This window comes from Streptomyces sp. NPDC048338 (assembly GCF_043201055.1).
GTDB lineage: Bacteria > Actinomycetota > Actinomycetes > Streptomycetales > Streptomycetaceae > Streptomyces.
Genome location: NZ_JBICYQ010000016.1, coordinates 111527 through 132489 on the forward strand (window position 1 = coordinate 111527; position 20963 = coordinate 132489).

Below are 20963 nucleotides of genomic sequence, written 5' to 3' on the forward strand. Positions count from 1 at the left end.
CGGACACCCCCTGTCGTCGGGGACCTCCGGCCGGACGTCCCTCAGGCGCGCTGCCAGACGGTCGTCGCGTTGCAGAACTCGCGGATCCCGTGACCGGACAGCTCGCGGCCGTAGCCCGAGCGCTTCACTCCACCGAACGGGAGGGCGGGGTGCGAGGCGGTCATGCCGTTGACGAAGACCCCGCCGGCCTCCAGGTCGCGGACGAAGAAGGCGACGTCCTCGTCGTCCCGCGTCCAGACGTTCGAACTGAGGCCGAAGGGCGAGTCGTTGGCGACGGCGACGGCCTCCTCGATGTCGGTCACCGGGTAGAGCGTGGCGACCGGACCGAAGGTCTCCTCCTGGTGGATGCGCATCTCGGGCGTGATGCCGGTGAGCACCGTGGGCTCGTAGAACCAGCCGCGCTTGCGGTCCTCGGGGCGGGCCCCGCCGCACAGGACCGTGGCGCCCTTGGCCACGGCGTCGTCGACGAGTTCCTCCAGGTCGGCACGGCCCTGCTCGGTGGCGAGCGGGCCGACGTCGGTCGACTCCTCCAGCGGGTCGCCGACGGTGAGCGCGCTCATGGCGGCGGCGAACCGTTCGGCGAAGTGCTCGAACACGTCCCGGTGCACGATGAAGCGCTTCGCGGCGATGCAGGACTGGCCGTTGTTCTGCACGCGCGCGGTGACGGCGGTCTTGACGGCGCGCGTCAGGTCGGCGGACGGCATCACGATGTACGGGTCGCTGCCGCCGAGTTCCAGGACGGTCTTCTTGACCTCGTCGCCGGCGATGGCCGCGACCGAACGCCCCGCCGGTTCGCTGCCGGTCAGCGTCGCGGCGGCGATCCGCCGGTCGCGCAGCACGGCCTCGACGGCGCCCGAGCCGATCAGGAGGGTCTGGAAGCAGCCCTCGGGGAAGCCGGCGCGTCGGAAGAGGTCCCCGAGGTAGAGGGCGGTCCGGGGGACGTTGGAGGCGTGCTTGAGCAGCCCGGTGTTGCCCGCCATGAGCGCGGGCGCCGCGAAGCGGACGACCTGCCAGAGCGGGAAGTTCCAGGGCATGACGGCGAGGACGGTGCCGAGGGGCCGGTAGTGGACCCGGGCCGCGTCGGCCCCGGTGTCCCGTACGTCGGACTCCGCGGGGTGCTCGTCCGCCAGCAGCCACGCGGCGTTCTCCGCGTACCAGCGCATGGCCTTGGCGCACTTGGCGGCCTCGGCGCGGGCCGCGGTGATCGGCTTGCCCATCTCGATGGTCATCGTGCGGGCGATGTCGTCGGTGTCCTCGTCGAGGAGGTCGGCGGCACGGCGCATGAGACGGGCGCGTTCGGCGAAGGTCGTCGTGCGGTAGACCCGGAAGGTCTCGTGGGCGGCGGCGATGCGCCGCTCGACCTCCTCGGGCCCGTGAGCGTCGTAGGTGCGCAGTGTCTCGCCCGTCGCGGGATTCACGGTGGCGATGCCCATGTCTCGTCTCCTCCTGACGTCCACTCCAACGGAACCCTCCCGCGCCCCGGCCCCCGCCGCAATCGGAGGCGGTGCGCGGGGGTGACGCGGCCGCGGCCGGCCCGTGCGCCCCGGGGGTGCGTCTTCCGGAGGTCGCGGGGTCCGAAACGTGTCGCCGGCCCGGGCTTCTTCAGGGAGTTCCGGTCAGGACCGCCGCGCGGGCCCGCCGTCGGTGACCCAGAGCAGCGCGCCGGCGAGGTGCGCGCGGAAGGCGGGGTCCTCGTACGCCTCGGCGGCGTGCCCGAGCGCCGTGAACAGGACGCGGCCCCGTCCCTCCTCCCGGCACCAGACCAGGGGGTGGTCCGCTCCGAGCGTGCCGCCGCGGTAGCTCGACTCGTCGGCCGTCGCCAGCACCCGCACGCCGCTCCCCCGGGGGTTGGCGGTGAAGTTGTACCACTCGTCGGTCCACGCCCAGCGGTCCGGCAGGGCGGCCGTCGCCGGGTGGTCGCCGTCCGCCACGCACACCACGCCCGGCTGGATCTCCGGATGGCCGTCGAAGCGGGTGCCGAGGAGGCGGCCGTAGAAGGGCCAGTCCGGCTCCGCGTTGGCCGCCGCGTGGACCGCGAGGAATCCGCCGCCCCGTCGCACGTACGCCTCGAAGGCCGTACGGCCTTCGGGAGTCAGCACCGTGCCGGTGGTCGACAGGAAGACGACGGCCGCGCACCGGTCGAGCCGGTCGGGCGTGAAGTCCGCCGGGTCCTCGGTGACCTGGGCCGCGAATCCCGCGGATCTCGCCAACTCGGTGAGGGCGGTCGCGCCGGCCGGGATCGAGTCGTGGCGGTAGCCGGTGGTGCGGACGTAGACCAGGACGTCCGAGGCGGGTCCGGCAGGCACGGTGGGCACGGGTCGCACTCCAGTCAGTAAGCGCTTGCTCCGGGGACCGTAGTCGCCGGAATCCCCGAGCCGCAAGCGCCGCCCTCCCGGCGGCCCGCGCCCGCCGCGGCCGGGCGGCCCCGACCGCCTCCGCGCCCCGGTGCGGGAGGCTTCCCGGAATGCGCGCGGATCCATTGTCGTATCGGATACACATCTGTATCTTTTGGCGCCGCGACACTCCCGTGCCCTCACGCACGCATCCCACCCTCCGAGGAGCCCGCATGAGCACCCTGCCGCCCGCACTCGCCGCCGCCGTGGGCCCGATGCCCGAGGGGGTCACGCTGCCGCTGCCGCCGGTCTTCGACACCGTCGAGGAGGAGCGGCAGTACCGCAAGGAACAACTCGCCGCCGGCTTCCGGCTGTTCGGCCGCTTCGGGTTCTCGGAGGGAGTCGCCGGGCACATCACGGTCCGCGACCCGGAGAACCCGGACGCCTTCTGGGTCAACCCGTTCGGGATGAGCTTCGGTCAGATCAAGGCGTCCGACCTGATCCTGGTCGACCACGAGGGCACGCTGCTCTCCGGCAACCGCCCCGTGAACCGTGCCGCGTTCGTCATCCACTCCCAGGTCCACGCGGCCCGCCCCGACGCGGTCGCCGCCGCGCACTCCCACTCGCTGCACGGCAAGGCGTTCTCCAGCCTCGGCGTTCCGCTCGACCCGATCACCCAGGACGCCTGCGCGTTCTTCGAGGACCACGGGATCTACGACGACTACCGGGGCGTGGTCAACGAGCTGGAGGAGGGCGAGCGGGTGGCGAAGGCGCTCGGCGGCCACAAGGCGGTCATCCTGAAGAACCACGGGCTGCTCACCGTCGGGCACTCGGTCGCCGAGGCCGTGTGGTGGTTCATCACGATGGAACGGTCCTGCCAGGCCCAGCTCCTGGCGATGGCCGCCGGCACACCGCAGCTCATCGACCGCGAGACGGCGCTGATCACCCGCGGGCAGGTCGGCACCCACCTGGCCGGCTGGTTCCAGGCGCGGCCCCTGTGGGATCAGATCACCGCGTCGGACCCGGATCTGTTCGACTGATCCCGGGCTCGTCCGGCTGCTCCCGGCCCGGCTCGGCCGTTCACGGGCCGGGCGGGCCGGTACGGCCGGTCGCGGGCCGGTCCTCCTAGGTCCTGTCCGGGCGATCTTCGAGGACCGGCCCGCGGCGTCGGATGTGGTGTATCGCAAGGCGGAGGATCGCCCTCGTACCGGGCGTACTCGGGCGACTCCGACAACGCCGCGAGACGCCGCAGCCGTCGTCGCGGGCCCGAGAAGATCGCCCGGACAGGACCTAGGCGCCGCTCCCCGCGCCCCGCTCCGCGGCGACCGGCCGGGTCGACGCCTCCAGGAGTCCCGCGAGGAAGTCCCGTTCGAGCGCTCCCGGGGGCAGCTCCTCCGGTTCGACGTAGCTCTGGGCGAGGCCGCCCTCCCGCAGGGCGATCATCAGCCGGGCGAACCGGTCCGCGTCCACGGTCAGTTCGCGCCCCGCCCTGCGCAGCACGGTCGTCAGCCCGCGGGCGATCTCGGCTCGCAGCCGCGCGTCGTGGCGGGCCAGCACCCAGGCCGCCTGCGGGTCCCGGATCGCGTGCAGGGTGAACTCGGTGGTCACGAGGTACCAGTCCCGCTCGTCGGGCTCGACGCGCGAGGCCAGCTCCGCGAGCCGGTCCAGGGTGTACTCCTCGGCGGTCAGCGAGTCGACCGCCTCGGCGAGCCGGCGCACGGTCCGCTCGCTGTGCTCGTCGAAGAGGGCGAGGAAGAGTTCTTCCTTGCTGGCGAAGTTCGAGTAGTAGGCACCCCGGGTGTAGCCGGCCCGTTCGCAGATCTGCTCGATCGAGGACGCGTGGAAGCCGTGCTCGGCGAAGGTCTCCAGAGCGGCCTTGAGCAGGGCCGCGCGGGTGCGGGGCCGGCGCCTGGTGACACCTCTCGGCACGGGGTCTCTCTCCTTCGTCCGGGGTCGGGCGCCCCACGATACCGGCGGCTCTCGCAGGCACGGATCGGTGCCGGAAGATAAAATTCACGCATGGGAGAGCGGCCTTTCGCGCCTGCCGCGCCCGAATTGGTCCTCGAGATCGACGGGGACGCGACCCTCATGAGCCCGGGTCACGTCTATCGCATCGGGCGCGACCCCACCAGTGACATCGTGCTCGCCGACGCCCGGACGTCCTGGCACCACGCGGTGCTGCACGTCGAGGGCGACCATTGGGCGCTGGAGGACGAACACAGCACGAACGGCACGTACGCGGACAGCCAGCGGGTCCGGGAGGACTACGCGGTGGGTCCGGGTTCGATCATCCGGTTCGGGCACCCCTGGGACGGCCCGTGCGCCGTCCTCTCCCGTACGGCGCCGCCGCGGGAGCCCGATCCCCCCAGGCCCGCGCCCGCGCCCCCGCCGATGCCGGTCCCGGCGCCGCCGGCGCCCGCGCCGCCGCGTACACCGCCCCGGCCGTCGTCGGTGTCCCACCCGGGCGCCACGGGCACCTTCCGGCAGCCCACCTCCGTACGGCCGCTGCCCACCCGGACCGTGCGCATCGGGCGCGCGCCGGACAACGACCTGGTCGTGGACGACCTCGTGGTCTCGCGGCGGCACGCCGAGCTGCTGGCGCAGGCCGACGGGACGTACTGGATCCATGACCTCGGCAGCCACAACGGCACCTACCTCAACGGCCGGCGCGTCGAACGCTCCCGGGTGACCCCGGACGACATCGTCGGCATCGGGCACTCGGCGTTCTGCCTGCTCGGGGACAAGCTCGTCGAGTTCACCGACACCGGCGAGGTCTCCCTCGACGTGCAGGATCTCGCCGTCACCGTGGACCACGGGAAGAAGACGCTGATGGAGGACGTCTCCTTCCCGGTCGGGCAGAAGTGCCTGCTCGCCGTCGTCGGGCCCTCCGGCGCCGGCAAGTCCACCCTGCTCGGCGCCCTCACCGGGCAGCGGCCCGCCGACCGGGGCACGGTCCTGTACGACGGCCGTGACCTCTACCAGGACTACGCCGAACTGCGCCAGCGCATCGGGCTCGTACCGCAGGACGACATCCTGCACCTGCAGCTCACCGTACGGAGGGCGCTCGGGTACGCGGCCGAACTGCGCTTCCCGGAGGACACCGCGGCGTCCGAACGCCGGGCACGGGTCGACGAGGTGATCCGGGAGCTCGGCCTGGGCGAGCGGGTCGACCAGCCCATCCACAGCCTCTCGGGCGGGCAGCGCAAGCGGGTCAGCGTGGCGCTGGAGCTGCTCACCAAGCCCTCGCTCCTCTTCCTCGACGAGCCGACCTCCGGCCTCGACCCGGGCATGGACCGCTCCGTGATGCACATGCTCCGGGGGCTGGCCGACGACGGCCGTACCGTCATCGTCGTCACGCACAGCGTGCTGAGCCTGGACGTCTGCGACCGCCTGCTGGTGCTCGCGCCGGGTGGCCGGATCGCCTACTACGGACCGCCGGACGAGGCGCTGGAGTTCTTCGGCTTCGACGAGTGGCCGGAGGCCTTCGAGGCCTTCGAGAACGAGCGCGAGCGGGACTGGGCCGGACGGTACCGCGCCTCCCGCTTCCACCGGCAGTACGTCGCGGACGCCATGGACCGGACGGGCCTGCCCCCGTCGGTTCCGGCCGCGGTGCCGGAACCGGGACCGCCGCCGAAGGCGCAGAGCTGGGGTTCCCAGCTCCGTACGCTCGTCAGGCGGTACGCGGCCGCGCTGGCCGCCGACCGGACCTTCCTGATCATCATGGTCGCCCTGCCGTTCGTCATGGGTGCGATGGCCCGCGCGCTGTCGGAGGGGAGCCTCAATCCCGAGTCGACGCTGAACGTGCTGCTCATCCTGTGCGTCGGCGGTGTGCTGACGGGTGCGGCCAACGCGGTGCGCGAGCTGGTGAAGGAGCGCACGATCTACCGGCGCGAGAGAGCCGTCGGCCTGTCGCGCTCCGCGTATCTGATGTCCAAGATCGTCGTCCTGGGGACGATCACCGTCGTGCAGGCGGTGGTGCTGACCCTGGTCGCCCTGATCGGCGTGCCGCTGAACGTGCCGGACGGCAAGGGCGTGCTCTTCCCACCCCTGGTGGAGCTCACCCTCGCGGTCGCCCTGCTCGCCTTCACGGCGATGATGCTGGGGCTGTTCGTCTCGGCGCTGGTGCGCAAGGAGGAGGTGACCATGCCTCTGCTGGTCCTCCTCGCCATCGTGCAGGTGGTCTTCTGCGGCGCGCTGCTCACCGTGCGCGGGGCGCCCGTCCTGGAGCAGCTCGCCTGGCTGGTGCCGTCGCGATGGGCGTTCGCGGCGATGGGGGCGACCATCGACATCGGCGAGATCGCGCCGAGCGAGAAAACGACCGATCCGCTGATGCACCACACCCTGGAGGCCTGGTTGTTCGACATGGGGATGCTGGTGGTCCTCTGCCTGGTGCTCGGATTCGTGGTCGCGCGGCTGCTGCGCCGACACGAGCCGGTGATCATGCGGAAGTAGCCCGGATCCCGCGGCCCGTCCGAGGCCGTCGTACGTCCCGCACAGCGAAGGCAGGCGGTCCATGGCTTTCCCCGTCACACCCCCCGTCCCCGAGTTCGTCCCCGACTTCCGGCCGACGCACGTCGTGCCGCGCGACGGGCTGCCCGCGTGGGAGGCCCCGGATCCCGGTCTGCCCACCGAACCCCTCGACGCCTTCCTGCCGGTGCAGCTCATGGAACGGGTCGGCGACTGGGGCCGGATCCTGTGCTCCAACGGCTGGTCGGCGTGGGTCGACGCGCGGCTGCTGGTCGCGGTGCCCGTCGATCCGCCCGAGGCCCGCAAGCCGCTCGCACGGACCGCGGACCCCCGGCAGCTGATCGCCCGGGCCGAGGAGTCCCTGGGCCGCTACCGGCGCGCGGCGGAGGAGCTGGCGGCGGGGCGCACGGACGGCGACGCCTTCCGGCGGCGCACCCGCGGGCTGCGGATCGGGATGGTCGTGGACGGCGAGGCGGTGTGGCTGTACGACGCGGAGCACGAACGCTGGGTGTTCTGCGACGGGACGGGGCTGACCACGTACGCGGCGTCGGTCGCCCCGTCGGCGGCGGCCGCCGTACCGGCCGAGGCGGGTGCGGTCGCGGCAGGGCACGAGCCCACGCAGGTGGTGGAGCGGTTCGACGAGGAGGGCGACCGACCGCGGAGCGATCCGGCGGGCCCGCCGCCCACGCAGATCGTGGACCCCGGGAACCTGCCGGGTGAGCGCTGATGGCCGGGGCCACCCGGGGCGCGGATCTGCCGGCCGGCCGGGAGTCGGGGCTGGTGGGCAAGCAGATCGCGGGCTACCTCGTCCAGGGCGAGATCGGACGGGGCGGGATGGCGGTCGTGTACCGGGCGCGGGACCTGCGGCTGGACCGCACGGTGGCGCTGAAGCTGCTGGCGCCCGAACTCGCCCGCAACGACACCTTCCGCAAGCGTTTCGCGCACGAGTCGCGGGTGGCCGCGGCGATCGACCATCCGCACATCGTCCCCGTCTTCGAGGCCGGCGAGACGGAGGGCGTGCTGTACATCGCGATGCGGTACGTCGCCGGGCAGGACCTGCGGGCGCTGCTGGACCGCGAGGGCCCGCTGCCGCCGGCGACGGCGGGCCGGATCGCCGCCCAGGTGGCGTCCGCGCTGGACGCGGCGCACGCCCACGACCTGGTCCACCGGGACGTGAAGCCGGGCAACATCCTGGTCGCGGAGGGAACGGACCGGGATCATCCGGAACACGTGTACCTCACGGACTTCGGTCTGACGAAGAAGTCCCTGTCGCTGACCGGTCTGACGACGGTGGGCCAGTTCGTCGGCACGCTGGACTACGTGGCCCCGGAACAGATCTCCGGCAAGCCGGTGGACGGCCGGTGCGACGTGTACAGCCTGGGCTGCGTGGTCTTCGAGACGCTGACGGGGATGCCGCCGTTCCGCCGCGACGACGACATGGCGCTGCTCTGGGCCCACCAGTACGACCCGCCGCCACCGGTGTCGGCGGAGCGCCCGGGTCTGCCGGAGGCGGTCGACACGGTGCTGGGGAAGGCTCTGGCGAAGGTCCCGGAGGAGCGGTACGACACGTGCGTGGAGTTCGTCATCGAGCTGCGCGCGGCGCTGGAGCACGGCGCCCCCGGCCCGGCCCCCTCGGAAACCTCGGAGCCCCGCCCCCCGAGCCCCCCGCCCGCGCCGCCGAAGTGGGCGCTGCCGGTGTTCCGGGAGGAGCCGTAGAGGTGCCGTAGGGGGCGCAGCCGCCACCGGTGGCAGGTGCGCGGGCCGTCCCGGCGATCGGGCCGGACCCCCGCCACCCCCTGAGGGATGTCAGGACGTGCGGTCCGCGGGGCGGTCCGGATCGGCGTCCACCTCGCCGCGGTGGGCGCCGGTGGCGAGCAGGGCACCGAGGAAGCCGGCGACGGCACCCCACAGCAGGGCCAGACCGGCCGTTCTCCAGACGTGCGGGCGCAGGACGACCTCGCCGCCGAGGGAGTCGAGGTCGCCGATGCCGAGGATGGAGAGGCCGAAGCGTGCCTCGACGAGGGTGATCGGCATGACGACCAGCATGGTCAGGGCGAACGCGATCGCGAAGTGCACGGCGTGCTGCCAGAGCCGGAAGCGGGCCGGGGCGCGGACGGCGGCGACGAACGCCGCGACGAGCACCAGGACGGCGGCGACCGGGAGGAGCCACCAGGCCCGCGAGTCGTACGAGGCGAGCGAGGAGAGGTCCACCGTGGACAGCTGTGAGGTGTCCGGGCCGCGCAGCACCGCGTCGAGGATGGGTGGCATGGGGAGCCCGAACGGGCCGTCGACCCGGCCCTCCCAGGAGCCGCCGATGCCGACGCCGAGCGCGATCCAGCTGACGTTGGGCAGGCCGAGCAGCAGGACGGCGAGGGTCTCCGACGCGTGGCCCTGGGTGGCCGCGACGACGACGCCGATGCCGAGGCCGATGACCACGTACGTCAGGACGAGCAGCAGCATCGCGGAGGCCACGGGGCGGACCGGCTCCTGGTAGCGCAGGAGGCGCGGCGGGAGCGGGGTCCGGCGGGACACGAGCAGTGCGATGAGCAGGACGCCGAGGATCCACAGGAGGCCGAAGAGGAGGGTGGGGCCGAGGTCGGTGCGGAAGCCGACGGTCGGGTTCACCGCGTCGAGGAGTTCACCGAAGATGTCGGGCAGGTCCCCCGTCGTGTCGCCGCCGCCGAGGGTGAGGGGGAAGTCGTGGGCGGCCAGCGCCGACAGTGCGGCGAGCCCGGCCAGCCAGAGCACGACGACGGCGACGACCCGGCCGAGGAGTTCGCCGGTGTGGGCGACGGCGTGGTGGCGCAGGGGGCGCAGGAAGCAGAAACCGGCGACGAGTGCGCCCACCAGGGTGACGGTGAGCGGCATCGCGGTGATCTCGGCGTTCGTCCCGGCGAGCGCGCCCGCGTCTCCGGAGAGTTCCACGTGCCCGCCGGCGGCCATGACGACCACCGCGGCGACGACGTTGACGAAGCCGCTGGGGAGGTCGGCGGCGCCGGCGGCCCAGAGGCCGAGGGCCGCGACGACGGCCATGGCGGCGAAGCCGGCCAGTACGGCGGCCAGGGCTTCGCCCCATTGACGGGCGACATGCCCCGCGCTGGTCGGGGGGCGGGGCGTGGTGGGGACCTGACGGCTCACGCTGCCCACGCTAATGCCGGCGGGTGCGGTCCGCTTGCGGGCGGCACCCGTTCCGCGCACACAATGGGCACGGAACGGAAGAAAGGGAAAAACGTGACTTCCCACCCGCCGTCCGGCCGCCCGTCGGTACCCCCCTCAGGCCCGCCCTCCGGCCCCCTCTCGGGGCCGAGCACCACTCCGGGTTCGGCCGGACCGCCGCCCCCCTCCGGGCCGCCACGCGGCGGCTCGGGCGGAGGCCCGAGCGGAGGCGGATCCGGCGGAGGCGCGGGCGCGGGCGGATCCGGTGGAGGCCCGAGCGGCACCGGTGGCGGTCCGGCCGGCGGCGGCGCGGGCTCCGGCGGTGGCGGCCCCTGGTGGCGCTCCGTTCCCAAGATCGCCTCGATCACGGCCGTACTGGTCGCGGCGATCGCCCTGATCGTGGTGCTGACCCGGCCGGACGGCAACGGCGGCGGAAGCGCCTCCGGGGGCGGCGGTGAGGTGTTCCTGCAGAACGCCGCCGCCACCGGCCCCGATCCGTTCACCCCGTCGACCGCCCGCGCACCCGACGCCTCCCCGTCCGCCGTGCCGCTGCCCAGCCCCACCAAGTCGGCCGACGCCAACGCCACCCGCAGCGTCTCGGGCGCCGCGCCCGGCCTGTACGGCGGCACGCAGAACGTGGCGAGCTGCGACGTCGAACAACAGGTGCGCTTCCTGGCCGCCGAGCCCGCCAAGAACGCCGCCTTCGCGTCGGTCCTCGGCATCTCCGCCAACGAGGTTCCCGGCTATCTGCGGTCCCTGACGCCGCTTCAGCTCCGCGTCGACACCCGCGTGACCAACCACGGCTTCCGGGGCGGCGGGGCCACCACGTACCAGTCGGTGCTCCAGGCCGGCACGGCTGTCCTCGTCGACGACCGCGGCGTGCCCCGGGTGCGCTGTGCCTGCGGCAACCCGCTGACGCCGCCCGTCGCCCAGAAGTCGCCGAAGACCACCGGCGCCGCCTGGCCCGGTTACGAGGCCTCCCAGGTCGTCGTCGTGGCGCCGTCCGTCACGGTCGTGAACGTCTTCGTCGTCTACGACCCCTCCGGTGGCGACTGGTTCACCCGCAAGCCGGGCGACACGGGGAACAAGGACAAGCACACGACCGCGCCGACGGCACCCCCGTCGCCCTCGGTGTCGGATTCAGGCTCGACCTCCCCGGTGCCGTGCTTCACGGGCACGGAGACCCCGAAGCCCCAGGGCGGGATCACCCCGACCCCGTGCCCGTCGGACTCCGTCTCGACCCCGTCGACGCCGCTGTCCCCCGTTTCGCCCGAGTCCCCCGTCGCGCCCGTCTCGCCGGTGTCGCCCGACTCGCCGGACTCCCCGCCGCCCGACTCCGACTCCCCGCCCGCGCCGCAGTCACTGCCCCAGACGGAGGGCTCGACCACGGACGGCACGACGGCCGACCAGTCGGCCCCGGGCGGCAGCCCGTTGTCCGAGGACGCCCCCCCGCCGGGTTCCCCCGGGGCCCCGGACGCCGGAGTCCCGGACGCCGGAGCGGTCACGCCGGACCTTCAGCCGGTGCTCTGAGCCGGCTCGCGCCCACGCGGGACGACGGCGCCGCCCGACGGCCGGGCGGCGCCGTCGTCCCGGTGTCGGCGCGTGGCCGTGGCCAGCCGGCGGATCCAGGTCGCGAGCACCGGCGGCCGCGCCGCCCCGAGCTCGGCCCGCCGCTGCCACAGCCTCTCGTCCCGATCGGTGAAGTGTCCCGTCATCGCCTGTCCCCTTCCCGGCCCCGCGCCCCACGGCCACCAGGCCACTGGACAGCAGTCTGTAGCCTTATTGGCCTGAGGAGCAGGGCCAATAAGGAGTGATTGGCATGGCAGAGAGTGGAGTGGTCCGCACGGTGGTCTCCACCGCCGACCGGACGCTGACGGGCCGCCAGCTGGCCGCGCTGCTCACTCCCCCGCCCGACGGCCGGTTCGGCTACCGGGAGCTCGCCCGGGCGGTCCGCAGGGCACTGCTCGACGGCCGGGTCTCCCCGCGCATGCGACTGCCCGCCGAGCGGGAGCTGGCCGTGGCGCTCGCGGTGAGCCGCACGACCGTCACCGGGGCCTACGACCTGCTGCGGGAGAGCGGGTACGCGCACAGCCGCCGGGGTGCGGGCACCTGGACGGCGCTGCCGGACGGTCAGGCACCGCTCGGGCCGGCCGCGTTCGCCTCGGACGCCGAGTCCGTCGTGGACCTCGCCCTCGCCGCGCCCGAGGCTCCGGCCGACGAGCTGGCCGCGGCACTCGCAGCGGCCTCGGCCGAACTGCCGCGCCTCGCCCGCGCCCAGGGCTACCACCCGTACGGGCTGCCGCAGCTGCGGTCGGCGATCGCCGACCGCTACACACGCCGGGGTCTGCCGACCCGGCCGGAGCAGATCCTGGTGACGACCGGCGCCCAGCAGGGCGTCTCGCTGGCACTGGCCCTGCTCGGTGCGCCCGGCGACCGGGCCCTGGCCGAGAACCCCTCGTACCCCAACGCCCTGGACGCCATGCGCGGGCGGCGGCTGCGCCTCACCCCCGTCCCGGTCACCGAGGCGGGCTGGGACAGCGGGCTCCTCGACGCGGCGTTGCGGCAGACGGCGCCCCGGCTGGCCTACCTGATCCCGGACTTCCACAACCCGACCGGGCTGCTCATGCCCGACGAGCAGCGCCGGGAGGTGGCGCGCTCGGCGAAGGCGACCGGCACCTGGCTGGTGATCGACGAGACGCTGACCGACATCGCCCTGGACGTACCGGCACCGCGGCCGTTCGGCGCGGCGGTGGGGGCGGCGGGCGGCGAGCAGGTCATCGGGGTCGGCTCGTTGAGCAAGAGCTGCTGGGGCGGCCTGCGGGTCGGCTGGCTGCGCGCCGCCTCGCGGGTGATCACGGAGCTGGCCCGGATCCGGATCACGGCGGACCTGTCGGGTTCGGTCCTCGACCAGCTGGTCGCGGTCGCGCTCATGGACCGCCTGGACACCGTTCTGCCGCGGCGGGCGGCGCAGCTGCGGGAGCGGCGGGCAGCACTGGAAGCGGCGCTGGCCCGCCATCTGCCGGACTGGGGGTGGACGCGGCCCGCGGGCGGCCTGTGCCTCTGGGTCGACCTCGGCCGGCCGGTCGCCTCCGGCCTCGCGGAGCGCGCCCTGCGACACGGTGTACGGGTGGAGGGCGGAGCCCGGTTCGGCGTGGACCCGGGCACCCACGAGCACCGGCTGCGGCTTCCCTTCACCCTGCCGTCCGAGGTGTACGACACGGCGGCCGAGCGCCTGGCGGCGGCACTGGAGGGCGCTCCGGCCCGGATGCCGGACCCCGGCCTGCCCGACTGGGTGGCCTGAGCGGGGCCCGAGCTCACGGCACGGCCCTCGGCCGGGGTGGGGTCCGCGGCCGGGCGCGGCTCCGCCGCCGGGGCACGGTCCGCGGCCGGGCGCGGCCCGGCGTCGGTGAGGGCTGCCGTCGGTGAGGGTCGCCGGAAAACCGGGTGCCCCCGCCGGGCACCGTGTGTACGGTGCACCGAGTGGAACCTCTTACCGACCGCCAGATCCGCTCGTCGTTCGTCAACTGCACGAAGGGCGAGGCGAGCAGGCTCCGGCTTCCGCTCGACTTCGCCGCGCTCCCCTGGGAGGACCTGGACTTCCTCGGCTGGGTCGACCCCGGCGCGCCCCTGCGGGCCCATCTGGTGCTCCCGCGCGAGGACGGCCCTCTCGGGATCAGCCTGCGGGTACCGGCCACCGGGCGCACCAGCGCCGTGAAGTCCAGCCTCTGCCAGATCTGCCTGACCGGGCACGCCTCGTCCGGCGTGACGCTGCTCGCGGCGCCGCTGGCCGGCTCCCGGGGCCGCGAGGGGAACACGGTCGGCACGTACATCTGCGCCGACCTGGCCTGCTCCCTGTACATCCGCGGCAAGCGGCAGCCCAGGCTGCGCGCGGGGCGCCAGGAGGAGTCCCTCACCGTCGACGAGCGGATCGAGCGGACGATGGCCCACCTGAACGCCTTCGTCGACAAGGTGGCGGCGGGCTGAGTCCGCCCGAGGACCCGCCCGGACCTCGGCGGCCTCCCGGGATCCGGCGGGCCGAGCCCCGGTCCGGATCGCCGGTCGGCCCGGACCGGATCGCGGGTCAGCGGAAGGCCGACTCGCCCGTCAGGGCCTTGCCGACGACGAGGGAGTGCACCTCGCTCGTGCCCTCGTAGGTGAGGACCGACTCCAGGTTGTTGGCGTGCCGCATCACCGGGTACTCCAGCGTGATGCCGTTGGCGCCGAGGATCGTGCGGCACTCACGGGCGACGGCGATCGCCTCGCGGACGTTGTTGAGCTTGCCGACGCTGACCTGTTCGGGCGTGAGACGGCCCGCGTCCTTGAGCCGGCCCAGGTGGAGCGCGAGCAGCATGCCCTTGCCCAGCTCCAGCGACATGTCGGCGAGCTTCTGCTGCGTGAGCTGGTAGGAGGCGAGGGACCGCTCGAAGACGACGCGGTCGCCGGCGTAGGCGATGGCGGTCTCCAGACAGTCGCGCGCCGCACCGAGGGCGCCGAAGACGATGCCGAAGCGGGCCTCGTTGAGGCAGCCGAGCGGTCCGGACAGGCCACGCGCCTCGGGCAGCATCGCGTCGGCCGGGAGGCGCACGCCCTCCAGGACGAGTTCGCTGGTCACGCTCGCCCGCAGGGACAGCTTCCGCTTGATCTCGGGGGCGCTGAAGCCGGGAGTGCCGGCCGGGACGAGGAAGCCGCGGACGCCTTCGTCCGTACGGGCCCACACGACGGCGACGTCGGCGACCGAACCGTTGGTGATCCACATCTTCGTGCCGTCGAGAACCCAGTCGGCGCCGTCGCGCCGGGCGTGCGTGCGCATGGCGCCCGGGTCGGAACCGGCGTCCGGTTCGGTCAGCCCGAAGCAGCCGATGTACTCGCCCGCCGCCATGCCCGGCAGCCACTGCCGCTTCTGGTCCTCGGAGCCGTACTTCCAGATCGCGTACATGGCGAGCGATCCCTGGACCGAGACCAGACTGCGCAGTCCCGAGTCGACCGCTTCCAGTTCCAGGCAGGCCAGGCCGTACGCGACGGCGTTCGTGCCCGCGCAGCCGTACCCCTCCAGGTGCATGCCGAGCACGCCGACACCGCCGAGCTTCCGGGCCAGTTCCCGGGCCGGTACGGCGCCCTCCTCGAACCATCCGGCCACGTGCGGGCGCAGCTCGCGGTCCGCCATGGCCCGCACGGTGCGGCGGATCTCCCGCTCCTCGTCGGTCAGCAGCCCGTCGATGGCCAGCAGGTCGAAGGGATGGACGGGCGAGGACTTCGGCACGCTCGTGGACTTCATCGCGGGACTCCCGGCGGTTGCGGCTACTCGGCGGGCCGAGCCTAGCGGCAGATCGTATTTTGGATCCAGTATTGAATATCCGCTCACCGGTGCGTACGTTCGCCCCGGATCGGATCGCCGGCGGAGGAGAGCGGGATGCACGCAGACCAGCCGAGGACGCGGGAGACCTCCGGAGGTCCGGACACCGCGAGGCCGGGAGAGCGGGAGACGGACTGCGCTCCGGATCGGGCGGAGGCCCCCGACGCGCACGCAACGGCCGCCGGCTCCGGACCGGACCCGGATCCGGGGGTGACCGGCGCGGCCGGTGCGGCGCCGCGGCCCGGAGCCCTGGACGGGATCGTCGTCGCCGACTTCGGCCGGGTCCTCGCCGGGCCCTACATGACGATGCTCCTGGCCGACCTCGGCGCCGAGGTGATCAAGATCGAGCGGCCCGGCACCGGGGACGACACCCGCGCCTGGGGCCCGCCCTTCGCCGACGGCGAGGCCACGTACTTCCTCGGGGTGAACCGCAACAAGCGCTCTCTCGCCCTCGACCTCACCGACCCGGCCGGCCTGGAGGCGGCCCGGGCCGTCGTCGCCCGCGCCGACGTCCTGGTGGAGAACTTCCGCCCGGGCACCATGGAGAGGTTCGGGCTCGGCCACGAGGACCTGCGCGCCTCCCACCCCGGGCTGATCTACTGCTCGGTGACCGGCTTCGGCGCCGGCGAGGGGGCCCGGCTGCCCGGCTACGACCTCCTGGTCCAGGCGATGGGCGGCCTGATGAGCGTGACCGGCGAGCCGGGCGGTCCCGGCACCAAGACGGGCGTCGCGCTCGTCGACGTCATCACCGGGCTGCACGCCGGCCTCGGCATCCTGGCCGCGCTGCGCCACCGGGAACGCACCGGCGAGGGCCAGCGGGTGGAGGTCTCCCTGCTCACCTCGCTCCTGTCCGCCCTCAGCAACCAGTCCGCGGCCTATCTCGCCGCCGGCGTGGTCCCCCGCGCCCTGGGCAACCGGCATCCGAGCATCGCTCCCTACGAGGTGTTCGAGGCGGCGGACCGGCCGCTCGCGCTCGCCGTGGGCAATGACCGGCAGTTCCGGACGCTGTGCGCACACCTCGGGCTGGCCGGCCTCGCCGAGGACGCCCGCTTCGCCACCAACACGGCCCGGGTCGCCCACCGCGAGGAGCTCGTCGCGGCGCTGTCGGGCCCGCTCGCCGGGCGTACCGCCGACAGCTGGTTCGAGGAGCTGACGCCGGCGGGAGTGCCGTGCGGGCCGATCAACGACCTGGCCGCCGCCTTCGCGTTCGCCGAGCGGCTCGGACTGGAACCCGCGGTCCCGGCCGAGGCCGCGGGTCCCGGGCAGGTCGCCCATCCGATCGCGCTGAGCGCCACGCCCCCCGTCTACGCCGCCGCTCCCCCGCGCCTGGGCCAGCACACCGCGGCGCTGCTCGGGGAGCTGGGGCTGCCCGATCGGCTCCGTAGGGAGGCCCCGTAGGAAGATGGACGCGACCGGCGGCGCGGGCGCGCGGCGGGCGACCGAGCGAGAGGCCACAGGGGATGAACAGCGCGGCAGGGAAGCGGCGGCCACCCACCGCCCAGCAGTTCGTCCTGGAGGAGCTGCGGCGCGCCATCACCAGCGGGGAACTGCGTCCTGGCGACCAGATCCGCCAGGACGCGCTCGCGGCCCGGCTCGACGTCAGCAGGGTGCCGCTGCGTGAGGCCCTGAAGTCCCTGGAGGCCGAGGGCCTGGTGGTGCACCACGTCCACCGCGGCTATTTCGTGGCCGAGTTGTCGCTGGCCGACCTGGAGGAGATCTACCGCATCCGGGAGCTCCTGGAGGGCGAGGCCGTGCGGAGTGCCGTGGCCCGTGCGGACGAGGGGCTGCTCGACGCCGTGGAGGAGATCCAGCGCGCGGTGGAGGAGGCCGCGGAGTCCGGTGACGTCACGGAGATGGCGGCGGCCAACCGCCGGTTCCACTTCGCGCTGATCGAGGCGTCCGGCATGCCCCGGCTGATCCGGCTCGTGGCGACGCTCTGGGACTCGACCGACGCCTACCGGTCGCTGTACTACGCCGAGGCCGGGCACCGCGACCTGGCGGTCCGCGAACACCGGGCGGTCATCGCCGCCCTGCGGGACGGCGACGCGGACACCGCCGTCCGCCGGCTCGACGAGCACCGGACCCACGCGGTGGCGGCGCTGCGGGAGGTACTGGACCTGAGGTGAGCCCCCCGGCCGGCGGGCGACCGAGGCGCCGCCCCGCGCCGGCGAAAATCCGGATGCCGGGCAGGGCGCCTGCTGCATAGCCTCGGGTCCATGGATCACGAAAGACCGGCACTGGGGCTGTGGAACGTCGTCGACGTCGAGGCGACCTGCTGGGACGGCCGGCAACCGCCGGGCGCGGTGAACGAGATCATCGAGATCGGGCTCAGCGTCGTCGACCTCGACGCGGGCGTGCGGGTCGCGCGCCACCGCGTCCTGGTCAGGCCGGCCCGGTCGACGGTCAGTCCGTTCTGCACGGAACTGACCGGGCTCACTCAGGCCGAGGTGGACACCGGCCTGGACTTCGCGGCCGCCTGCCGGCTGCTGGCCGCCGAACACGCCACCGGGTCGCTCCCCTGGGCCAGTTGGGGCGACTACGACCGGAACCAGTTCACCCGCCAGTGCCGGGCGACCGGCACCGAGTACCCCTTCGGGCGTCATCACACCAACGCCAAGGCCGTGTTCACCGAGGCGTACGGGCTCGGCCGGCGCCCCGGGATGGCCCAGGCCCTGCGGATCGCCGGTCTGCCGCTGGAGGGCAGGCACCACAGCGGCGAGGACGACGCCTGGAACATCGCGGCCCTGGTCCTGCGGATGCACGAACGCGGCGCCTGGCCGGCGGTGACTCCCTAAGCGTCTTGTCGATCAGGCCGTATCGGTGAGCGGAGCGCTCGCCGGGTGCGCTCGGCGGCGGCCCCGCCGTCGGCCACGGAGCGGTCCCCGTCGAACCGGCTGATGTGCCGTCAGTAGCCGTGCGCACACCGTCGGTTGACGGTCCTCGGCAGCGACGCAAGGCCGGCGCTCCCCGCCCTCGACAGGCGCCGGCACCGGCGTATGCGGAGGAAACCGTCACAGCCATTGACAGGTTCATTGCCCCCTCCCCATTCTGAGAGCGCTCTCAGAGCGCTCCCGGGCGGGAGTGCTCCGGCGAGCCTCATTCATCCCCGCACGGATCCCCCACCCCTCGAGGAGCCCCCATGCCCTCCCCCCACCGGCGCAGGCTCAAGGTGTTCGTCCCGCTGTCGCTCGCCGCGGTCACCGGCATCACGCTCACCGTCGCCGGACCGTCCGCGGACGTCCAGGCCGGCACCGTCCGCGCCGACGCCGCGGCGGCCGCCGCCGTCCCCGCGACCATCCCGCTCACCTTCACCAACAACTCCGGGCGCACCGACCAGGTCTACGTCTACAACCTCGGCACCGAGCTCTCGACCGGCCGCCAGGGCTGGGCCGACGCGAACGGCACCTTCCACCCCTGGCCCGCCGGCGGCTCCGTCCCGTCCCCGGCGCCCGACGCCTCCATCGCCGGACCGGCCCGGGGCCAGGCGATGACGATCCGCCTGCCGAAGTTCTCCGGCCGGATCTACTTCAGCTACGGACAGAAGCTCGTCTTCAAGGTCGCGACCGGCGGTCTCGTGCAGCCCGCGGTCCAGAACCCGAGCGACCCCAACCGCAACATCCTCTTCAACTGGTCCGAGTACACGCTCAACGACGCCGGTCTGTGGCTCAACAGCACCCAGGTCGACATGTTCTCGGTGCCCTACGCCGTCGGCGTCAAGCGCCCCGACGGCAGCGTGGCCAGCACCGGACGGCTCAAGCCCGGCGGCTACCGGGGCTTCTTCGACGCGCTGCGCGGACAGCCCGGCGGCTGGGCCGGCCTCGTCCAGACCCGGTCCGACGGCACGGTGCTGCGTGCCCTCGCACCCGGCCACGGCATCGAGGCCGGAGCGCTGCCCTCGGGTGTGATGAACGACTACATCAACCGCGTGTGGAGCAAGTACGCCGGCTCGACGCTGACCGTGACCCCCTTCGCCAACCAGCCGGCGGTGAAGTACTACGGCCGGGTCTCGGGCAACGTCATGAACTTCACCAACAGCTCGGGCGCGGTCGTGACCTCCTTCCAGAAGCCCGACTCGGACAGCGTCTTCGGTTGTTACAAGCTGCTCGACGCGCCGAACGACCAGGTCCGCGGCCCCATCTCGCGCACGCTGTGCGCGGGCTTCAACCGCTCGACCCTGCTCACCAACCCCCAGCAGCCGGACACCTCGTCGGCCGGCTTCTACCAGGACGCCGTGACGAACCACTACTCCCGCAAGATCCATGCCCAGATGGCGGACGGCAAGGCGTACGGCTTCGCCTTCGACGACGTCGGCGCGCACGAGTCCCTGGTGCACGACGGCAGCCCCCAGCAGGCGTACGTCACGCTCGACCCGCTCGACTAGGTCCTGTCCGGGCGACACATCCCCCGGACCTCGTCACCCTGACCCGGCGTGGCGCCCGGACACCCCCCCTGGGGCGTGTCCGGGCTCCGCGTGGGGGATCATGGACAAAGGAGACGAGAAGGGACGTGACCGGGCATGAGGAACCGCAGTGTGGCCGATCTGATGACCCCCACCGCGGTGGCCGTGCAGCCGGGCACGTCGTTCAAGGAGATCGCGCGGTTGCTCGACGAGTACGGGATCACCGCCGTCCCGGTCGTCGACGAGGACGACCGGCCCGTGGGCGTGGTCTCGGAGGCGGACCTGCTGCGCCGGCACACGACCAAGGACGGTCCCAGCACGGCCGAGGCGATGATGACCAGTCCGGTGGTGGTGGCCCGGCCGTCGTGGACGGCGATCGAGGCGGCCCGGCTCATGGAGCGGCACCGGGTCAAGCGGCTGCCGGTGGTGGACGCCGGCGGCCGGCTCATCGGGGTGCTGAGCCGCAGTGACCTGCTTCAGCTGTTCCTGCGGCGTGACCGGGCGATCCAGGAGGAGATCCTGGAGGACGTGGTCACCCGCATCCTGGGCCTCTCGCCCGCGTCGATCCACATCGACGTCGACGAGGGCCGGGTCACGCTGAGCGGCACGCTGGAACGCCGGAGTGTGGCCCCGGTCTTCGTACGGCTCTGCGAGAGCGTCGACGGGGTCGTGGAGGTCGTGGACCGGCTGACCTACGAGGACCAGGACCGTGGTCCCGGAGACGACCAGGGCCTGGCCGGCGGCACCGACACGGCCGCGGTCCCGCCCGGACCCGCCCCCGAAGCAGCGGAGGGCGGCGCCGGGCACGAGCCGCTCGCGGGGTCCGGCCCGGCGCGCGCCTGACCGGAGCGGGCCCGGTGCCCGGCTCAGGACCCGCCCGTACGACCGCGGCCGGAGCGGCCGGCACGAGCCGCCCGGACGGCCTTCAGGAGACCGCCTCGGGCCAGCCGTATCCGGGCCCGGTGTGCTGGGGCACCGTTCCGGCGCCGACCGCCTCCATGTCGCGGTCGGCCTCCCGCATCAGCTTTCCGGCCAGATCCTTCATGGCCCGGCCGGCGGCGAGTTCGTCGCCGATCGCCGGTACGTCCACGTCCGAGGGGTTGCAGCGGGCGCTGCCGCGGCCGGTGAGGCGGGCCGTCCCGGTGTCCAGACGGGCCTCGGCCTTCGTCCTGCCGTCCTCCTCGGTCAGTTCCAGGCCGACCGTCCACTCGAGTTGCCGTGTCATGGTCTGCCTCCTCGCACTGGGGCCACGCGG

At 73.6% G+C, this 20963-nt stretch carries 19 protein-coding genes; 12 read left to right on the forward strand and 7 right to left on the reverse strand.

All coding sequences use genetic code 11. The annotated features are described in order from the left end of the window. Nucleotides 1-41: 41 nt before the first annotated feature. Entirely contained in the window at nt 42-1433 is a 1392-nt protein-coding gene (locus ACGFZF_RS32255; protein WP_393559968.1) for an NADP-dependent succinic semialdehyde dehydrogenase, read from the reverse strand. Between the two features lie 183 nt (nt 1434-1616). Next, nucleotides 1617-2315, reverse strand: a complete 699-nt coding sequence (locus ACGFZF_RS32260; RefSeq protein WP_393559970.1) for a ThuA domain-containing protein — start codon at nt 2313-2315, stop codon at nt 1617-1619. Between the two features lie 251 nt (nt 2316-2566). On the opposite strand from ACGFZF_RS32260, the gene ACGFZF_RS32265 reads away from it, so the two are divergent. After that, nucleotides 2567-3373, forward strand: a complete 807-nt coding sequence (locus tag ACGFZF_RS32265) for a class II aldolase/adducin family protein (RefSeq protein WP_356609314.1) — start codon at nt 2567-2569, stop codon at nt 3371-3373. A gap of 250 nt (nt 3374-3623) precedes the next feature. Here the strand turns inward: ACGFZF_RS32265 and ACGFZF_RS32270 are convergent, their stop codons facing one another. Continuing rightward, entirely contained in the window at nt 3624-4262 is a 639-nt protein-coding gene (locus ACGFZF_RS32270) for a TetR/AcrR family transcriptional regulator (RefSeq protein ID WP_393559973.1), read from the reverse strand. A 90-nt stretch (nt 4263-4352) separates the two neighbouring features. Here ACGFZF_RS32270 and ACGFZF_RS32275 point away from each other — a divergent pair, with 90 nt between their 5' ends. From ACGFZF_RS32275 to ACGFZF_RS32285, 3 genes are all read left to right on the forward strand, one after another. Further along, a complete protein-coding gene (locus tag ACGFZF_RS32275) occupies nt 4353-6785 on the forward strand; it encodes an FHA domain-containing protein (RefSeq protein WP_393559975.1) in 2433 nt (810 codons plus the stop codon). A gap of 61 nt (nt 6786-6846) precedes the next feature. After that, nucleotides 6847-7527, forward strand: a complete 681-nt coding sequence (locus tag ACGFZF_RS32280) for a hypothetical protein (RefSeq protein ID WP_393559976.1) — start codon at nt 6847-6849, stop codon at nt 7525-7527. Further along, nucleotides 7527-8516: a serine/threonine-protein kinase gene (locus tag ACGFZF_RS32285; protein WP_393559978.1), complete on the forward strand. Its 990-nt coding sequence runs from the start codon at nt 7527-7529 to the stop codon at nt 8514-8516. The genes ACGFZF_RS32280 and ACGFZF_RS32285 overlap by 1 nt, the downstream gene beginning before the upstream one ends. A 90-nt stretch (nt 8517-8606) precedes the next feature. On the opposite strand, the gene ACGFZF_RS32290 is transcribed toward ACGFZF_RS32285, so the two are convergent. After that, the gene (locus ACGFZF_RS32290; RefSeq protein WP_393559980.1) at nt 8607-9947 is read right to left on the reverse strand and encodes a streptophobe family protein; all 1341 of its coding nucleotides are present in this window, start codon (nt 9945-9947) and stop codon (nt 8607-8609) included. Nucleotides 9948-10031: 84 nt separating this feature from the next. Here ACGFZF_RS32290 and ACGFZF_RS32295 point away from each other — a divergent pair, with 84 nt between their 5' ends. Continuing rightward, nucleotides 10032-11486, forward strand: coding sequence for a DUF6777 domain-containing protein (locus tag ACGFZF_RS32295; protein ID WP_393559982.1), 1455 nt, complete (start codon nt 10032-10034; stop codon nt 11484-11486). Here the strand turns inward: ACGFZF_RS32295 and ACGFZF_RS32300 are convergent. Next, nucleotides 11471-11671, reverse strand: a complete 201-nt coding sequence (locus tag ACGFZF_RS32300; protein WP_393559984.1) for a hypothetical protein — start codon at nt 11669-11671, stop codon at nt 11471-11473. The genes ACGFZF_RS32295 and ACGFZF_RS32300 overlap by 16 nt on opposite strands. A gap of 104 nt (nt 11672-11775) precedes the next feature. On the opposite strand from ACGFZF_RS32300, the gene ACGFZF_RS32305 reads away from it, so the two are divergent. After that, a complete protein-coding gene (locus tag ACGFZF_RS32305) occupies nt 11776-13257 on the forward strand; it encodes a PLP-dependent aminotransferase family protein (RefSeq protein ID WP_393559986.1) in 1482 nt (493 codons plus the stop codon). 179 nt (nt 13258-13436) lie between these two features. Beyond that, nucleotides 13437-13940, forward strand: coding sequence for an FBP domain-containing protein (locus ACGFZF_RS32310; protein WP_393559988.1), 504 nt, complete (start codon nt 13437-13439; stop codon nt 13938-13940). 97 nt (nt 13941-14037) lie between these two features. On the opposite strand, the gene ACGFZF_RS32315 is transcribed toward ACGFZF_RS32310, so the two are convergent. Continuing rightward, entirely contained in the window at nt 14038-15231 is a 1194-nt protein-coding gene (locus ACGFZF_RS32315) for an acyl-CoA dehydrogenase family protein (protein WP_393559990.1), read from the reverse strand. Between the two features lie 135 nt (nt 15232-15366). Here ACGFZF_RS32315 and ACGFZF_RS32320 point away from each other — a divergent pair, with 135 nt between their 5' ends. From ACGFZF_RS32320 to ACGFZF_RS32340, 5 genes are all read left to right on the forward strand, one after another. Next, nucleotides 15367-16707, forward strand: a complete 1341-nt coding sequence (locus tag ACGFZF_RS32320; protein ID WP_393559992.1) for a CaiB/BaiF CoA transferase family protein — start codon at nt 15367-15369, stop codon at nt 16705-16707. Between the two features lie 62 nt (nt 16708-16769). Beyond that, complete coding sequence (locus ACGFZF_RS32325; RefSeq protein WP_356609290.1) at nt 16770-17435, forward strand: GntR family transcriptional regulator; 666 nt, start codon at nt 16770-16772, stop codon at nt 17433-17435. Between the two features lie 90 nt (nt 17436-17525). Next, nucleotides 17526-18104: an exonuclease domain-containing protein gene (locus tag ACGFZF_RS32330; RefSeq protein WP_393559994.1), complete on the forward strand. Its 579-nt coding sequence runs from the start codon at nt 17526-17528 to the stop codon at nt 18102-18104. Nucleotides 18105-18448: 344 nt separating this feature from the next. Then, nucleotides 18449-19690, forward strand: coding sequence for a glycoside hydrolase family 64 protein (locus ACGFZF_RS32335; protein WP_393559996.1), 1242 nt, complete (start codon nt 18449-18451; stop codon nt 19688-19690). A 135-nt stretch (nt 19691-19825) separates the two neighbouring features. After that, on the forward strand, nt 19826-20551 hold the full coding sequence (locus ACGFZF_RS32340) for a CBS domain-containing protein (protein ID WP_393559998.1): 726 nt from the start codon (nt 19826-19828) through the stop codon (nt 20549-20551). Nucleotides 20552-20633: 82 nt separating this feature from the next. Here ACGFZF_RS32340 and ACGFZF_RS32345 read toward each other — a convergent pair whose 3' ends face one another. Beyond that, on the reverse strand, nt 20634-20933 hold the full coding sequence (locus ACGFZF_RS32345; protein WP_393560000.1) for a DUF1876 domain-containing protein: 300 nt from the start codon (nt 20931-20933) through the stop codon (nt 20634-20636). Between the last annotated feature and the right edge of the window lie 30 nt (nt 20934-20963).

Bases quoted from the DNA above. Each gene is read 5' to 3' on its own strand.
- ACGFZF_RS32325 (WP_356609290.1), top strand. From the start codon at position 16,770: ATGAACAGCGCGGCAGGGAAGCGGCGGCCACCCACCGCCCAGCAGTTC.
- ACGFZF_RS32265 (WP_356609314.1), top strand. From the start codon at position 2,567: ATGAGCACCCTGCCGCCCGCACTCGCCGCCGCCGTGGGCCCGATGCCC.
- ACGFZF_RS32315 (WP_393559990.1), bottom strand. From the start codon at position 15,231: ATGAAGTCCACGAGCGTGCCGAAGTCCTCGCCCGTCCATCCCTTCGAC.
- ACGFZF_RS32285 (WP_393559978.1), top strand. From the start codon at position 7,527: ATGGCCGGGGCCACCCGGGGCGCGGATCTGCCGGCCGGCCGGGAGTCG.
- ACGFZF_RS32275 (WP_393559975.1), top strand. From the start codon at position 4,353: ATGGGAGAGCGGCCTTTCGCGCCTGCCGCGCCCGAATTGGTCCTCGAG.
- ACGFZF_RS32255 (WP_393559968.1), bottom strand. From the start codon at position 1,433: ATGGGCATCGCCACCGTGAATCCCGCGACGGGCGAGACACTGCGCACC.
- ACGFZF_RS32340 (WP_393559998.1), top strand. From the start codon at position 19,826: ATGAGGAACCGCAGTGTGGCCGATCTGATGACCCCCACCGCGGTGGCC.
- ACGFZF_RS32320 (WP_393559992.1), top strand. From the start codon at position 15,367: ATGCACGCAGACCAGCCGAGGACGCGGGAGACCTCCGGAGGTCCGGAC.
- ACGFZF_RS32305 (WP_393559986.1), top strand. From the start codon at position 11,776: ATGGCAGAGAGTGGAGTGGTCCGCACGGTGGTCTCCACCGCCGACCGG.
- ACGFZF_RS32335 (WP_393559996.1), top strand. From the start codon at position 18,449: ATGCCCTCCCCCCACCGGCGCAGGCTCAAGGTGTTCGTCCCGCTGTCG.
- ACGFZF_RS32300 (WP_393559984.1), bottom strand. From the start codon at position 11,671: ATGACGGGACACTTCACCGATCGGGACGAGAGGCTGTGGCAGCGGCGG.
- ACGFZF_RS32280 (WP_393559976.1), top strand. From the start codon at position 6,847: ATGGCTTTCCCCGTCACACCCCCCGTCCCCGAGTTCGTCCCCGACTTC.
- ACGFZF_RS32345 (WP_393560000.1), bottom strand. From the start codon at position 20,933: ATGACACGGCAACTCGAGTGGACGGTCGGCCTGGAACTGACCGAGGAG.
- ACGFZF_RS32330 (WP_393559994.1), top strand. From the start codon at position 17,526: ATGGATCACGAAAGACCGGCACTGGGGCTGTGGAACGTCGTCGACGTC.